The organism is Rhizobium leguminosarum, from assembly GCF_019798305.1.
Taxonomy (GTDB): Bacteria; Pseudomonadota; Alphaproteobacteria; order Rhizobiales; family Rhizobiaceae; genus Rhizobium; species Rhizobium leguminosarum_U.
This window is the reverse complement of sequence record NZ_JAAXDD010000001.1, coordinates 210850-225841: the sequence shown is the minus strand read 5'-3', so window position 1 is coordinate 225841 and position 14992 is coordinate 210850. Positions and strand designations below refer to the sequence as shown.

Annotated in this window: 14 protein-coding genes and 2 pseudogenes; 9 read left to right on the top strand and 7 right to left on the bottom strand. The window is 61.4% G+C overall.

The window, feature by feature from the left end:
- Positions 1 to 259 precede the first annotated feature (259 nt).
- A complete protein-coding gene (locus tag HFO99_RS01040; RefSeq protein ID WP_222358565.1) occupies positions 260 to 820 on the top strand; it encodes a sigma-70 family RNA polymerase sigma factor in 561 nt (186 codons plus the stop codon).
- A gap of 34 nt (positions 821 to 854) precedes the next feature.
- Here the strand turns inward: HFO99_RS01040 and HFO99_RS01035 are convergent, their stop codons facing one another.
- The gene (locus HFO99_RS01035; protein WP_018072065.1) at positions 855 to 1247 is read right to left on the bottom strand and encodes a YkvA family protein; all 393 of its coding nucleotides are present in this window, start codon (positions 1245 to 1247) and stop codon (positions 855 to 857) included.
- Between the two features lie 80 nt (positions 1248 to 1327).
- A complete protein-coding gene (locus tag HFO99_RS01030; protein ID WP_222358563.1) occupies positions 1328 to 1633 on the bottom strand; it encodes a 4a-hydroxytetrahydrobiopterin dehydratase in 306 nt (101 codons plus the stop codon).
- A 34-nt stretch (positions 1634 to 1667) separates the two neighbouring features.
- Here HFO99_RS01030 and HFO99_RS01025 point away from each other — a divergent pair.
- Positions 1668 to 1799, top strand: a pseudogene (locus HFO99_RS01025) (low molecular weight phosphotyrosine protein phosphatase); the annotation flags it as partial.
- Positions 1800 to 2057: 258 nt separating this feature from the next.
- Positions 2058 to 2607, top strand: a pseudogene (locus HFO99_RS33865) (low molecular weight phosphotyrosine protein phosphatase).
- Here HFO99_RS33865 and thpR read toward each other — a convergent pair.
- Together thpR and HFO99_RS01005 are read right to left on the bottom strand one after the other, a co-directional pair.
- Entirely contained in the window at positions 2514 to 3107 is a 594-nt protein-coding gene (thpR, locus tag HFO99_RS01010; RefSeq protein ID WP_003543644.1) for an RNA 2',3'-cyclic phosphodiesterase, read from the bottom strand. The pseudogene HFO99_RS33865 and the gene thpR overlap by 94 nt on opposite strands.
- A 68-nt stretch (positions 3108 to 3175) precedes the next feature.
- Positions 3176 to 3820 (bottom strand): arylesterase, encoded by a 645-nt coding sequence (locus HFO99_RS01005; RefSeq protein WP_222334701.1) that lies wholly within the window; start codon positions 3818 to 3820, stop codon positions 3176 to 3178.
- A gap of 71 nt (positions 3821 to 3891) precedes the next feature.
- Here HFO99_RS01005 and HFO99_RS01000 point away from each other — a divergent pair, with 71 nt between their 5' ends.
- The 4 genes from HFO99_RS01000 to HFO99_RS00985 all read left to right on the top strand — a co-directional run bounded on the left by HFO99_RS01000 (position 3892) and on the right by HFO99_RS00985 (position 8716).
- Positions 3892 to 4599, top strand: coding sequence for an ABC transporter ATP-binding protein (locus HFO99_RS01000; protein WP_116407513.1), 708 nt, complete (start codon positions 3892 to 3894; stop codon positions 4597 to 4599).
- On the top strand, positions 4596 to 7139 hold the full coding sequence (locus HFO99_RS00995) for an ABC transporter permease (RefSeq protein WP_222358554.1): 2544 nt from the start codon (positions 4596 to 4598) through the stop codon (positions 7137 to 7139). The genes HFO99_RS01000 and HFO99_RS00995 overlap by 4 nt, the downstream gene beginning before the upstream one ends.
- A gap of 180 nt (positions 7140 to 7319) precedes the next feature.
- Positions 7320 to 8048 (top strand): Bax inhibitor-1/YccA family protein, encoded by a 729-nt coding sequence (locus HFO99_RS00990; protein ID WP_027682507.1) that lies wholly within the window; start codon positions 7320 to 7322, stop codon positions 8046 to 8048.
- A gap of 110 nt (positions 8049 to 8158) precedes the next feature.
- On the top strand, positions 8159 to 8716 hold the full coding sequence (locus tag HFO99_RS00985) for a GNAT family N-acetyltransferase (protein WP_222358551.1): 558 nt from the start codon (positions 8159 to 8161) through the stop codon (positions 8714 to 8716).
- Between the two features lie 82 nt (positions 8717 to 8798).
- On the opposite strand, the gene HFO99_RS00980 is transcribed toward HFO99_RS00985, so the two are convergent.
- From HFO99_RS00980 to acnA, 3 genes are all read right to left on the bottom strand, one after another.
- Positions 8799 to 9200, bottom strand: coding sequence for a DUF2794 domain-containing protein (locus tag HFO99_RS00980; RefSeq protein ID WP_222301059.1), 402 nt, complete (start codon positions 9198 to 9200; stop codon positions 8799 to 8801).
- A gap of 315 nt (positions 9201 to 9515) precedes the next feature.
- The gene (locus tag HFO99_RS00975; RefSeq protein WP_222358548.1) at positions 9516 to 10256 is read right to left on the bottom strand and encodes a DUF1223 domain-containing protein; all 741 of its coding nucleotides are present in this window, start codon (positions 10254 to 10256) and stop codon (positions 9516 to 9518) included.
- Between the two features lie 235 nt (positions 10257 to 10491).
- Positions 10492 to 13182, bottom strand: a complete 2691-nt coding sequence (acnA, locus tag HFO99_RS00970; RefSeq protein WP_222358545.1) for an aconitate hydratase AcnA — start codon at positions 13180 to 13182, stop codon at positions 10492 to 10494.
- A gap of 260 nt (positions 13183 to 13442) precedes the next feature.
- On the opposite strand from acnA, the gene ccmA reads away from it, so the two are divergent.
- Both ccmA and ccmB read left to right on the top strand, forming a co-directional pair.
- Positions 13443 to 14090, top strand: a complete 648-nt coding sequence (ccmA, locus tag HFO99_RS00965; RefSeq protein WP_222358542.1) for a heme ABC exporter ATP-binding protein CcmA — start codon at positions 13443 to 13445, stop codon at positions 14088 to 14090.
- Positions 14091 to 14316: 226 nt separating this feature from the next.
- A complete protein-coding gene (ccmB, locus tag HFO99_RS00960; RefSeq protein WP_222358539.1) occupies positions 14317 to 14976 on the top strand; it encodes a heme exporter protein CcmB in 660 nt (219 codons plus the stop codon).
- Positions 14977 to 14992: the final 16 nt, after the last annotated feature.

The window sequence follows — 14992 nt, the reverse complement described above, 5'->3', positions numbered from 1 at the left end:
TGACTTAATTCAGGTTACCAAATGGTCAACAATAGCTGCGATTTGTATCTGCCTGTGTCATTTCAGCTCGGGTGTCAATTTTCGTCCCTTTGACGGTATCGGCCGCGACACCGTGCCCCAATGGCACTGGCCGTCCGTTCGGCTGAATTTAAGACACAAAGATTCAGGCAAGAGTTTGACCTTTCCCAAATCCGTTGTACCTCAGTAAGGCTTGGAAATCCGGGACGAAATTATTGCCGCAGGGGGCTGGTGAGGGGATATGGATGCCGAGGAAAGACAGCGTTTCGCTGCCCTCGCGAAGGCCGTCGCGGACGATCGCGACCAGCAGGCCTTTTCCATCCTGTTCGACTATTTCGCACCCCGCCTGAAGGCCTGGCTGATGCGCCAGAGGATGACATCAGGCGAGGCCGAGGAACTGGTCCAGGAGATCATGATCGTGCTTTGGCACAAGGCAGACCTCTATGATGCCGCGCGCTCTTCCCTCTCGACCTGGCTTTTCCGTATTGCCCGCAATCGCCGCATCGACATGCAGCGCCGCGCCAATACCCGCATCTTCGACGAGAACGATCCGGCCCTGCAGCCGCCGGCCGATATCGGCGCGGAAGAAATCATCGCCAATGACGATCGCGACGCGAAGATACGCGCCGCCGTCGGTCAATTGCCGGAGGAACAGCGCGACATGCTACGCGCCGCCTTCTTCCTCGGTCAATCGCATTCGGAGATCGCCGAAACGACCGGGCTGCCGCTCGGCACGGTGAAGTCACGTATCCGACTTGCCTTCGGCAAGCTCCGCAAGCTGCTGGAACGCGAAATCGCCTAACACATGTCAGCCAAAAGTGTGCAGCGGACGCGCTTTAGATCGTCTTCATTGCTTCTTCCGGCCGGTCGGCGAGAACGCGGTCGGCCGCCTCGTAGTGGCCCGGACGGATGTGGCCGCGCACCATGGCGAAGGCGGCCGAGAGCACGGCGATGTCGTCGGAAAAACCGATGACGGCAAAAACATCCGGGATCATGTCGATCGGCATGACAAAATAGGCGAGTGCCGCAAGCAGCACGCCGCGCACTTTGGTCGGCGTCTGCGGATCAAGCGCGCAATAGAAACCGGCGACGACATCGCGCGAGAAGGGGATCTGCCGCACGGCCCGCCGAAACGTCGGCCAGAATTTCTGCCTGACCGTCTTCTCGCGTCGGCTCTGGGTGTCCTCGTCGCCTGGCAAGAGGATTTCACCGAATTTGACCTCGTCCATCCCTGCATCCCTTTTGTCCATGCGAACATATGGTGACGGCGCCCAGTCTTTCAATCGGCCCCTTTCAATCGGCCCCGCTTTCAAACAACACGGCGCGCCGCAGCCTTCTCCATGGCTTTGGCGAGCTTGAAATCCAGCTCCGTCAGTCCGCCGGCGTCATGCGTGTTCAGCGTCACATCCACCCTGGAATAGACGTTGAACCATTCGGGATGGTGGTTGAGTTTCTCGGCCGCGAGCGCTGCCTGCATCATGAAGCCGAAAGCCTCGACGAAATTTGCGAACTTGAACGTCTTCGATATCGACGAAGCCGCATCATTCAGCACCCAGCCCGAAAGCTCGCTCAGCTCAGCCTCGGCCGCCGCCCGTTCCAGTCTTTCCATTTTCATGCCATTGTCCTCTCATCTCTCAGACAGGTTACCGATGAAACGCATCAGCATCCTCTTCGTTTGCATGGGCAATATATGCCGTTCTCCGCTTGCGGAGGGAATTTTTGGCCATCTCGTCGCCGAGGCTGGGTTGACCGGCGATTTTATGATCGATTCCGCCGGCACTAGAGCCTTTCCGGATTAGATTGAAGCATTCTGCCGGAGCAGGTTTTCGTCAGGGCGGAGGCGATTGGCGAAGGGCATACCCCTTGGTACGTCCGAGCCGATCGCCTTTGATCCTGGCGGAAAGATGCCCGGCCCACTGGCCGCACTGCTTCGCCATGCGAAGCAAGAGGTGCGTCCGGCGATTCTAAAGTCTTGCAGATTTGCCAGGCAAATCTGCGGGAGGGTTGGCTGAAACGGGCCGGCTGATCGACCGGCCGGCTTGGCCGTAGAACTGGGCTACGACGCGCGCCGGCCGGTCGAGCCAACAGAATGCTTCAATCTAACCCGGAAAGGCTCTAGCGGCTGGCATGAGGGCGAGCCGCCGGACCGGCGTTCGATCGCCACCACGAAAAACCACGGCATCGACATATCGGGACAGCGCGCCCGGCGCGTCCAGCCGCTGCATAATTCCTTAAATCGGCATCGATTTAAAGATGCAATTATGCAGCAATTCAAAGTGTTACAGCGTCCTTTGCGCGTCTGAAAAGACGCGCGGCGCTGTAAGGGATTTCAGGGATTTCGATCTGATCCTTGCCATGGACCGCGACAACCTGGCGGCGCTCGAAAAGCGCGCGCTGCATGGGGCGAATATCCGCCTTTTCGGTGATACCGCGCTGCGAACGGGAGAGGATATTCTCGATCCCTATTATGGCGGCCCAGACGGTTTCGAGCTGGGCTACACCAGGCTCTTGACCGGCTGCTGCAGGCTGCTGGAAACGCTGGGCGTCGAGCGCGCCTCGTGCAGCGGGAACACTTCCTCGGTGAGGTAAGGCCCGCCGCCGACCGATTCGCGCGACGAAAGCAGCACGAAGCGCGGTGCGGTGAAGGTTGCTGTGTGGAAGTTGCCGCGCCCCGCCAGATATTGCACGACATCGTCGAGCCGCGAGGATTTGAGCCGCGCCAGCGTCACATGCGGCATGAATTTGCGGGGATCCGGCGGCAGGCCGATACGCTGGCAGATGCGCTCGATCTCCCCCTGCAGGGCATACATTTCAGGCGATTGCGAGACGCCGGCCCAGACCGAATGCGGTTTCTTCGAGCCGAAGGAACCGATGCCTTCGAGCCGGAACTGGAATTCCGGCCGGTCTATGCGGTCGAGGCGTTCAACGATTTCATCGGCCGTGCGGCCGTCGACATCACCGATGAAGCGCAGGGTGATGTGGTAATTCTCCACATCGATCCATCGTGCTCCGGGGAGGCCACCGCGCAGCAATGAAAGACTCATCGCCGCATTGCGCGGAATTTCGAGGGCGGTAAACAGTCTCGGCATCACGAGCACTCCCCGAATCTTTTGCAGGTGCTCACACGGAATCATGCAATCAACAACCGCGCAAGCCCCTAATTCTTCACAGATGAAATCGCTTCGACGAAATTTGTGACAGCAGGCTCCATCTTTTCGACCATAACGTCGACACCTCTCGCGTTCGGATGCATGCCGTCGTCGAGCTTCAACCCTGCCTCCAGCGCAACGCCGTCGAGAAAGAAGGCATAGAGTGGAAGCCCATGTTTTTCCGAGAGTTTCTGATAGATCGGGTTGAATCGTGCAGCATAATCCGCCCCCATGTTCGGCGGCGCTATGATACCGGCGAGCAGCACGGCAATCCCACGCTCCTTTAGCCGGGCAATCATCTGATCGAGATTCTTCTCGCTCTCCTCCGGCGGGATGCCGCGCAGCGCATCGTTGGCGCCAAGCTCCAGAATGACGCCATCGGTACCGTCGGGTACCGACCAGTCGATGCGCGCAAGGCCCCCTGTCGTCGTGTCGCCGGAGACCCCGGCGTTGGCGATGGTGACGTCGAGCCCCTTCGCCTTCAATGCCACCTGCAGCTTTTCCGGAAAGCCGTCGCCGGGCGGCAGCTGATAGCCCGCCATCAAACTGTCCCCAAAACCGACGAGATTGATCGTCCGGGCATCGGCGGCAGTGGCAAGGAACAGCGAGACGGCGATGACGGTGAATTGAAGGGCGGCAACTTTAAATCTCATCCCAGCTTCCCTAGATTGGCGAGGTGCCGTATGCGGCCTTTCGATAACGGACTTATATAGGGCGATTTCTGTTGGCAAAAACCATTATCGAGTTGAAGGGCGCCGATTTGACCCTTGGCAGCGCAGCCGCCTCCGTCCATGTGCTGAAGGGCATCGATCTCGATATCGCGGCCGGTGAATCCGTCGGTATCGTCGGCCCTTCCGGTTCCGGCAAATCCACCCTGCTGATGGTGCTTGCCGGGCTGGAGAAGCTCGATAGCGGCGAGATCAACATCAATGACACGCCGCTCCACGCGTTGAGCGAGGACCAGGTCGCCGACTTCCGCGGCCGCAACATCGGCATCGTCTTCCAGTCCTTTCACCTGATTGCCAACATGACGGCGCTGGAAAACGTCGCCGTGCCGCTCGAACTCGCGAATGTCGGCAACGCCTTCGAGATCGCTCATCGCGAGCTGAAATCGGTCGGCCTCGGCGAGCGGCTGAACCACTATCCCGGCCAGCTTTCCGGCGGCGAGCAGCAGCGCGTGGCGATTGCCAGGGCGCTCGCCCCGTCGCCGGCCCTGCTGATCGCCGATGAGCCGACCGGGAATCTCGATACCGAGACCGGCCGCCAGATCGCCGACCTTCTATTCTCCAAGCAGGCCGAACGCGGCATGACCCTGCTTCTCGTCACCCACGACGTCTCACTTGCAAACCGATGCTCGCGCCAGATTCGCGTCCGCTCCGGCAGGATCGAAGGCGACAGCGCCGCCCGCCGTAGCGAAGCGGCGATCGCATGATGATCATCACCCCACGCGTCTCGCTCGCTTTTCGCCTGGCGCTGCGCGAGTTGCGCGGCGGCATCCGCGGCTTCTACATCTTTCTTGCCTGCATCGCGCTCGGCACCGGCGCCATCGCCGCCGTCAATTCCGTTTCACAGTCGATCACCGATACGATCGCCTCGCAGGGGCAGGAACTGCTGGCCGGCGACATCCGCTTCGAACTCAACAACCGCGAAGCCTCACCTCAGGAAATAGGTTTCCTCGACGGCCTTGGCACCGTTTCGGTGTCGACAGGCCTGCGCTCGATGGCCCGCAAGCCTGACGGTTCCGATCAGGCGCTGGTCGAGGTCAAGGCCGTCGATGACGCCTACCCGCTCTACGGCAAGTTCGTGGCCGAGCCGGACTATCCGCTTGCAGCACTGCTTTCCAGCCAAAGCGGCACCTATGGTGCGGTCGCGGCGCCCCTCCTTCTCGATCGGCTCGGGCTTACGGTCGGCGACGAATTGCTGCTCGGCAACGTCAAGCTCAGCATCACCGGCACGGTCAAAACCGAGCCGGACGCACTGTCGGAAGGTTTTGGCTTTGCGCCGCGTCTGCTCGTCAGCCGCCAGGCGCTCCAAGCCTCCGGACTGATCCAGACCGGAAGCCTGGTCGAACATGCCTACAAGATCCGGCTGGACGACAAGGGCGCAATGTCGGGCATCCAGGCGCGCGCCTCCAAGGAGTTCCCCTCCGCCGGCTGGGCGATCCGCACCAGCGACCGCGCCGCGCCCTCACTCACCGAAAACATCACCCGCTTCTCGCAGTTCCTGACCCTGGTCGGCCTCACCGCACTGATCGTCGGCGGCGTCGGTGTCGCCAATGCGGTGCGCGCCTTCCTCGATGCCAAGCGCACCACCATCGCCACCTTCAAATGTCTCGGCGCGCCGGCGCAGGTCGTCGTTCTGATCTATCTCTTCCAGATTGCCATCATCGCTCTCGGCGGCATCCTGATCGGCCTCGTCATCGGCGCCCTGTCGCCGATCTTCGCCGCCCAGTTTCTGGCGCAATTCCTGCCGGTCTCGACTGCGCCGACCCTTTACCCCGGCGCCCTGCTGCTCGCCACGCTCTTCGGCATCCTGACGACGCTCGCCTTCGCCATCCTGCCGCTCGGCCACGCCCGCGAAGTGCCGGCGACGGCACTCTTCCGCGAGCAGGGCTTCGAGGCCCGCCGCCTGCCCTCCTGGCCCTACATCCTGCTTGCCGCCCTGTTCATGGCCGCCCTTGCCGGGCTTGCCATCCTCACCGCCTATGATCGCTTCATCGCCGTCGTCTTCGTCGGCGCGATCGTTTTCGCCTTCGTCATCCTGCGCCTGGTCGCCGCCCTGATCGCCTGGCTCGCGCGCCGCAGCCCACGCGTCAATTCGCCGGCGCTGCGGCTGGCAATCGGCAACATCCACCGCCCCGGCGCACTGACGCCCTCGGTCGTGCTCTCGCTTGGCCTTGGCCTGGCATTGCTGGTGACCCTGACCCTGATCGACGGGAACCTGCGCCGGCAGCTGACCGGCCGGATGAACGAGGGTGCGCCGAACTTCTTCTTCGTCGACATCCAGAGCGCCGAGGTCGATGCCTTCCGCGATCTCGTCCAGGCGCAGGCGCCGCAGGGCAAGCTTGTCGAAGTGCCGATGCTGCGCGGCCGGATCGTCGCCTTCAACAGCGAGGACGTCACCAAGATGAACGTGCCGGCAGCCGGCCGCTGGGTGCTGAACGGCGATCGCGGCATCACCTATGCCGAAACCCTGCCGGAGAACGCCGCCCTCACCGAAGGCAAATGGTGGGATAAGGATTATAGCGGCGAGCCGCTCGTCTCCTTCTCCTCGGAAGAGGCGCATGAACTCGGCCTCAAGATCGGCGATAAGGTGACCGTCAATGTGCTCGGCCGCAATATCACGGCGAAGATCGCCAGTCTGCGCCGCGTCGAGTGGGAATCGCTGTCGATCAATTTCGTCATGGTCTTCTCGCCGAATACCTTCCGCGGCGCCCCGCATGCGTGGCTGGCGACGCTGACCGATCCCTCTTCGACACCCGCCGAAGATGCGGCGATCCTGAAATCGGTCACCAATACCTATCCGACGATCACCAGTGTGCGCGTCAAGGACGCGATCGATATCGTCAACCAGCTGGTCGCACAGCTTGCGACCGCGATCCGCGCTGCGGCCTCCGTCGCCCTCATCGCCTCGATCCTCGTTCTTGCCGGGGCGCTTGCCGCCGGAAACCGGGCGCGCACCCACGATGCGGTGGTGCTGAAAACGCTCGGCGCCACGCGCGCCATGCTGATCCGCGCCTTCAGCTACGAATATCTGATCCTGGGGCTTGCGACCGCGGTCTTCGCGCTGATCGCCGGCGGCGTTGCCGCCTGGTTCATCGTTGCCCGCATCATGCGCCTGCCCTCGACCTTTCTGCCCGATGTGGCGGGACTGACGCTCGTCACAGCACTTGTCCTCACCGTCGGCATCGGCCTTATCGGCACCTGGCGCATCCTTGGGCAGAAGGCGGCGCCCGTTTTGCGCGAACTTTGACCGGGCAGCAGCACTCAAACCCTTCACCTTACGGCGATTTAACCGGCCGAGGCTTTGCAAGCCTCTTGTTTGCAATGGGCGAAAGCCTCATATTGTTCGCAGGCATGCTGGAGCTCCGCAGCGGCGCCCGGGTCGAAAACCCCGACACCGTATTTCCATCGGAGCTTGTAAGAGGAAACTATGGCTGATCTTCGTAACTATCAAAGCCGCGCTCAGACCGGCGAGATGATTGATCAAGGCCTGCGCGCTTATATGCTCAAGGTCTACAACCTGATGGCGCTGGGTCTGGCGATCACCGGTGTGGCCGCATATCTGTCGTTCCAACTCGCCTTCGCCAACGGCGAACTGACCGCTTTCGGTCAGGCGATCTATGTGAGCCCGCTGAAGTGGGTGGTCATTCTGGCGCCGCTGGCTCTGGTGTTCTTCCTGAGCTTCCGGATCAATACCATGACGGTGGCTGCCGCCCAGACGACTTTTGCGGTCTATGCTGCGCTCGTCGGCCTGTCGCTCTCGTCGATCTTCCTGATCTATACGGGCCAGAGCGTCGTTCAGACCTTCTTCGTCACCGCCGCCTCCTTCGGCGCGCTGTCGCTTTACGGCTACACGACGAAGCGTAACCTGTCGGCGATGGGCTCGTTCCTGATGATGGGTCTCTTCGGCCTGATCATCGCTTCGCTGGTCAACATCTTCCTGGCGTCGTCCGCCGTACAGTTCGCGATCTCGGTACTCGGCGTGCTGATCTTCGCAGGCCTCACCGCCTACGATACGCAGCGGATCAAGGAATTGTACCTGGAAGCCGATGACGTCGCCGTCGCCGGCCGCAAGGCGATCATGGGTGCGCTGACGCTCTATCTCGACTTCATCAACCTCTTCATGTTCCTGCTGCAGTTCATGGGCAACCGTAAATAAGCAGGACCGACTGAGATCGAAAAGGCGGCTTCGGCCGCCTTTTTTGTTGCGCAGGCTTTCGCGGGATGGTTTTAGGAAGATATATCCTCCCCAATGGATCTGCCGCCAAAATGTCCTTCCTCCTGCGCGATGCCACACAAGCCGATATGCCCGCCGTTGCCGATATCTATCGCGAATCGGTCCTGAACGGCGTCGCAAGCTATGAGATCGTGCCGCCGTCCGAGGCCGAGCTGGCGCAACGTTTTGCGGCCATCGTCAGCCAGCAATATCCCTATATCGCCGCCGTCGACGCGGATGGAATCCTGCTCGGCTACGCCTATGCCTCGGCGTTTCGCACGCGTCCTGCCTATCGCTGGCTGGTCGAGGATTCGATCTATCTGGCGCCGCAGGCCCGCGGCCGCGGCATCGGCAAGGCGCTGCTCGCCGAACTGATCGACCGCTGCACCACCCTCGGTTTCCGTCAGATGGCAGCCGTCATCGGCGGCGCCAGCCCCGCCTCGATCGCGCTTCATCGTGCAGCCGGCTTCGAGGAGGTCGGTCTGATGAAGGGCACCGGCTATAAGCATGGCCGCTGGCTGGACACGATGTTCATGCAGCGCGCGCTCGGCGAAGCCATGACGAGCGATCCGGATCCGTCCGTCTATCCCGGCACGCTGTTTGCCGGCTGATGCGGCTTAATGCATGTCGCCCAAAAGTGTGCAACGGTTTTGGGCGACATGCATAAAACAAAGACTTAAAGCGCGACGCGCTTTATTTGTCGACCAGCTTCAGGGCCTTGTCGAACACCTTCAGCACCTGGTTCAGCTCGTGACCGCGCTTCAGGATGGTGCCGTTGACGCTGATCACGGAATAGGCGCCCTGCTTGGCGGCAAGCTTCGGGTTTTTCTCGATGCGGAAGAGCGGCATTTCGCCGGAGCGCTTGAAAACGGAAAAGACCGCCCTGTCCTTCAGGTGATCGATGGCGTAGTCGCGCCACTCACCGTCACCGACCATGCGGCCGTAGATCCAGAGGATCGCGTCCAGTTCGCGCCGCTGGAAGGTCACCGGAAGCAGGTCCTTGCTTTGTTTGTATTCCCTGAGATCGACGACGACTGAGGAACTATTGTCGACGGAGCGGCTCTCGCCGTGTCGCAAATCCGGCTGATCTGTCATCAGTCTCCCGAGGCCTCCGCTTGTGACAGGAGGGTGACAGTTTGCCCGAGCCGCCGCAAATTGCAAGAGTGCCGGCCGTCACATTCCGCCGCACTACGGCGCCGCGCGTCTCTGTCGCAAGGGCGCTGGCGGGCATCACGCTTTCTCCGCAGCGCCGCATTTCAGTCAAAACAGCGCCTCATTTGCAGGAGATTTATGAATTCCAGTTTGGCGCCAGCGCGCCAAAAGGCCCGGCGGAGCGTATCGACCTTAACCCCAGCCCCGAATACGCTCGGCCGGGCCGCCCCGGCACTTCATCCGAAAGCGGATGGAATCTCAGATATTTTTGCCAGCCATCACCACGGTCGCGCCAAAGATCGCAGCCGGGTCGCCATCTGCAGTCGCTGATTGCAGCAGGATGGCGCAGCCCTCGAGCTGCGGCCGCTGCAGGACGCTGGCCGGCAGCGTCAGACTGGTCGCCTTGCCGTCCCACATGCCGACGGTTTCGACATTGGTGACGCTGTGCAGATAAGAAATCTTCTTGCCGCTGTTCTCGCCCTTTTCGACGTCGATGGTCTTTTCCTTGTCGAAATAGACCATCACGACATTGGCTTTGCCCTGTCCCGCGCCGATCTTGATCTCCAGCTCATCGCCGCGCATCGCGGCACTGATCGGAACGGTCAGCCCATTGCCTTCGCTGCTATAGGTGTCGATCTGGCTGTTGATGCCATTGAGATCGGCGCCAGCCAGATGGCCGCGTCCATTGACGATCGCCTGCGGCGTGTAGACGTTGCTGCGGCCCATTGTCTTGGCATAGCCATACTGCCGCTCGGTATTTTCCTTGGAACTCAGCGTATCGGCCCAACCGAGATAGTTCCAGTAATCGACATGATAGGCGAGCGCGATGACATCGCCCTGATTCACCAGCTTGCGGAAAGCGGCATCAGCGGGAGGACAGGAGGAGCAGCCCTGCGACGTGAAGAGTTCGACGACACCTTTCGGCGTACCGTCTTCGGCCAGCAGCGGGCCTGAGAGAACAACGCCGGCAATCAGCGGAATCAAAAAACGGGGGGACATTCACCTGCACCTCTTTTTCAGCGCCGACGGCGTGTTTGTACCGGAGGCCCTGACATATGAACGTACGAATAATCCTTCCGGGTCCAAACGAAAAGTCACGAACGGGTGAGACGAAGCTCGACGGGAACTTGCGCAAAACAAATCATCGTGAGCCCCGCTTGAATACTGCCGCCGCAAAGAAAAAGCCGCCGGAAACTGCTCTCCGGCGGCCATTATCCTGCGAGGTTCTTAAAAATCAGGCAGCGAGATCGCGCAGAACCGTCTGCAGGATGCCGCCATTATTGAGGTAGATCACCTCGTCGAGCGTATCGACGCGCGACAGCAGCGGAACCTCCTTCACGGTGCCGTCGCCATAGGTGATCCTGGCGATCTTCTTCTCGCGCGGCTTGATTTTCTCCAGACCTTCGATGGTGACGAGTTCATCGCCCCTGAGGCCGAGGCTCTGCCAGGTCGTACCCTCTTCGAAGACGAACGGAATGATGCCCATGCCGACGAGGTTCGAGCGATGGATGCGCTCGAAGGACTGGGCGATCACCGCCTTGACGCCGAGCAGGTTGGTGCCCTTGGCAGCCCAGTCGCGCGAAGAGCCGTTGCCGTACTCGACACCGGCGAAGATGACGAGCGGCACGCCTTCCTGCTTATACTGCATTGCGGCGTCGTAGATTGAGGCCTCTTCCTTCGACGGGTAGTGGATGGTGTAGCCACCTTCCTTGCCGTTCGGGCCGAGCATATGGTTGCGGATGCGGATATTGGCGAAGGTGCCGCGCATCATCACTTCATGGTTGCCGCGGCGCGTGCCGTACTGGTTGAAGTCGGCAATGGCGACGTCGTGGCCGATGAGGTAGGCACCGGCCGGCGATGCCGCTTTGATCGAACCAGCCGGCGAGATGTGGTCGGTGGTGATCTTGTCGCCGAACAGGCCGAGAACGCGGGCGCCCTTGATGTCGGAGACGCCGGTGCCCTTTTTGCCCATGCCGACGAAGTAGGGCGGGTTCTGCACATAGGTCGAATTGTCGTCCCAAGCATAGGTCTGGCCCGGCGGGACCTGGACGGCCTGCCAGTTGACGTCGCCCTTGAAGACATCGGCATATTTGCTTTCGTACAGTTCGCGGGTCACGTATTTCAGGATGAATTCCTGGACTTCCTTCGAGGTCGGCCAGATGTCCTTGAGATAGACCGGATTGCCGCTCTCGTCCTCACCGATCGGCTCCTTGGTCAGATCCATCTGCACCGTGCCGGCAAGCGCATAGGCGACGACGAGCGGCGGAGATGCGAGGTAGTTCGCCTGCACGTCTGGCGAGATGCGGCCTTCGAAGTTACGGTTGCCGGAGAGAACGCCGGAAACGATAAGGCCCTTGTCGTTGATCGTCTTCGAGATCGGCGCCGGCAACGGGCCGGAATTGCCGATACAGGTGGTGCAGCCGAAGCCGACGAGGTTGAAGCCAAGCTTGTCGAGGTCGGCCTGCAGGCCCGACTTGGCGAGATATTCGCCGACGACCTGCGATCCCGGTGCCAGCGAGGTCTTCACCCACGGCTTCGTCTTCAGTCCCTTGGCAACGGCGTTGCGGGCAAGAAGGCCGGCGGCGATCAGCACTGACGGGTTGGAGGTGTTGGTGCACGACGTGATGGCGGCGATCGCCACGTCGCCATGGCCGAGATCGAAATCCGTGCCTTCGACGGCATAGCGGTTCGAAAGCTGGCCGGGCTTCTTGTAATCCGTGTCCATCGAGCCGGCGAAGCCGGTCGCGATGTTCTCGAGCGAAATGCGGCCTTCCGGTCGCTTCGGGCCGGCCATCGACGGCACGACGTCACTGAGATCGAGTTCCAGCGTATCGGTGAAGACTAGATCGGAACCGTCGCCTTCGCGCCACATGCCCTGGGCCTTCGAATAGGCTTCGACGAGCGCAATCCGGTCATGCGTGCGGCCGGACATGGTAAGGTAGTTGATGGTTTCGCCGTCGACCGGGAAGAAGCCGCAGGTCGCGCCGTATTCCGGGCCCATGTTGCCGATCGTCGCGCGGTCGGCAAGCGGCATGTTATCCATGCCGGGGCCGAAAAATTCGACGAACTTCGAAACGACGCCCTTCTTACGCAGCATCTGCACGACGGTGAGAACGAGGTCGGTCGCGGTGACGCCTTCCTTGAGCTTGCCGGTCAGCTTGAAGCCGATGACTTCGGGCAGCAGCATCGAGACCGGCTGGCCGAGCATCGCGGCTTCCGCTTCGATACCGCCCACACCCCAGCCGAGAACGCCGAGACCGTTGATCATCGTCGTGTGGCTGTCGGTGCCGACGCAGGTATCGGGATAGGCGATCGTCTCGCCGTCCTCTTCCTTGGTCCAGACGGTCTGGCCGAGATATTCGAGATTGACCTGATGACAGATGCCGGTGCCGGGAGGCACGACGCGGAAATTCTTGAAGGCCTGCTGGCCCCACTTCAGGAAGCGGTAGCGCTCGCCGTTGCGCTGGTATTCCAGCTCCACATTCTTGGCGAAAGCCTGCGGCGTGCCGAATTCATCGACGATGACCGAGTGGTCGATGACGAGGTCGACCGGAACGAGCGGGTTGATCTTCTCGGGATCGCCGCCGAGCGACACCATCGCGTCGCGCATCGCGGCAAGATCGACGACGGCGGGAACGCCGGTGAAGTCCTGCATCAGCACGCGCGCCGGGCGATAGGCGATCTCGTTTTCGACGGCACCCTTATTGTTGAGCCATGCGGCAATGGCCAGGATGTGCTCCTTGGTGACCGACTGGCCGTCTTCGAAGCGCAGCAGGTTTTCGAGCAGCACCTTCATCGAATAGGGAAGCTTCGACACGCCGGCCAGACCGTTTGCCTCAGCCTTGGGCAGGCTGTAATAGACATAGTCCTTCCCGTTGACGGAAAGCGTGGAACGACAATTGAAACTGTCAAGAGATTTAGACACGAGATACCCCGTTTCTGATAGCCAACACAGTCGTGCGAACGCCTATGCACTTAATGCACATCAGGATGCGGGTACGGCCATTTCCGCTGTCCGCACGTGGAACAGACGCTCCAAGTTCGGCGCAAGGATGAAATTCACGCCGACCGCTGGCGTGGTTGCAGGTCTTATAGATAATTTCCTAAAAACTTGCCATACCCGAGCACAGTCAAAATCGGACATTTTTTGACCGCCGCAAGCCGAAACCAGGAAAGAGCCGCCGCATGCATCTCACCGCCGACAATCTGGCTGCAAAGCGCGGTGAAGATCTCATTTTCGTTAACATTTCCTTTCACTTGGCAGCCGGCGAGGCGCTTGTGCTGACGGGCAAAAATGGATCGGGAAAGTCCACTTTGCTGCGCGTCGTCGCCGGCCTGCTGAGGCCGGAAAAAGGCACTGTCATCTTCTGCGACGAAGAGAGCCCGGGAGGCAGGCATCCGGGCGAAGTAAGCCACTACCTCGGCCATCGAAATGCGATGAAAACTGAACTTACGGTTGCAGAAAACCTCGATTTCTGGCGCGCCTTTCTCGGCAGTGCAGGCTCCGCCGCCGCCCTTTCCATCGAGGACGCCACCGACGCCGTCGGTCTTTCCGGCATCACCCACCTTCCCTTCGGTTATCTCTCCGCCGGCCAGCAGCGACGATTCGCCTTTGCCAAGCTGCTGGTCAGCCATCGCCCTGTCTGGATCCTCGACGAGCCGACCGCCGCACTCGATGCCAGCGCCGACCGGCTGCTTGCCGATTTGATTGGAGCGCATCAGACAAAGGGCGGCATCGTGCTGGCGGCGACACATCAACCGCTGGGGTTGAGGAATGCGCAGGAATTGAAGATGACGGGGTTTGCCGGCGTCGATCCGGGGGTGTGGGGTTGATGCTGCTCGGTTTGGCTACCCCCCTCTGCCCTGCCGGGCATCTCCTCCATAAGGGGGGAGATCACAAGCTGCTTAGCTTTCCCGCTTCGCAACCGGATTGCCGGTTTGGATGGCCGATTGTTTGGGGAAGCGAGAGCATCCAGCCGATCTCCCCCCTCGTGGGGGAGATGCCCGGCAGGGCAGAGGGGGGTGCCCCGTCCACCGCACCTGCAGAGAGCTGCCTCGCATGACCGCCCTCTTCCTCCGCGACCTGAAACTTTCCATCCGCGCCGGCGGCGGCGCACTGATCGGCGTGCTGTTCTTCCTGACCATCGTCGCCGTCATTCCCTTCGGCGTCGGTCCCGATCTCAAGCTGCTGTCGCGCATCGGCCCCGCCATCGTCTGGATCGGCGCCCTGCTTGCCGCCCTTCTCGGCCTCGACCGCCTGTTCCAAGCCGAGCGCGATGACGGATCGCTCGACCTGATGCTGATACAGGAAACGCCGCTCGTCCTCACCGTGCTGGTCAAATGCCTCGCCCATTGGACGGCCACCAGCCTGCCGCTGGTCATCGCCTCGCCGCTGCTCGGCCTCTTCATGAACATGGACGAGACGGCGATTGCTGCCACCATGCTGACGCTGCTGGTCGGCTCGCCCGCCATCACCTTCATCGGCGCCGTCGGCGCCGCCGTTGCCGTGGCGCTGCCCCGCGGCGGCCTGCTGGTCTCGATCCTCGTGCTGCCGCTGACCATTCCGGTGCTGATCTTCGGCGTCAGCGCCACCTATGCCGCAGTCGAGGATCCCGCCCCCTTCCTGCCGCCCTTCCTGATCCTCATTGCGCTGACACTCTTCTTCGCGGTCATCGGCCCGGCAGCCGCCGCCCTGGCGCTGCGAAACACAGCGGATTGATGGGCCATTCGATTGC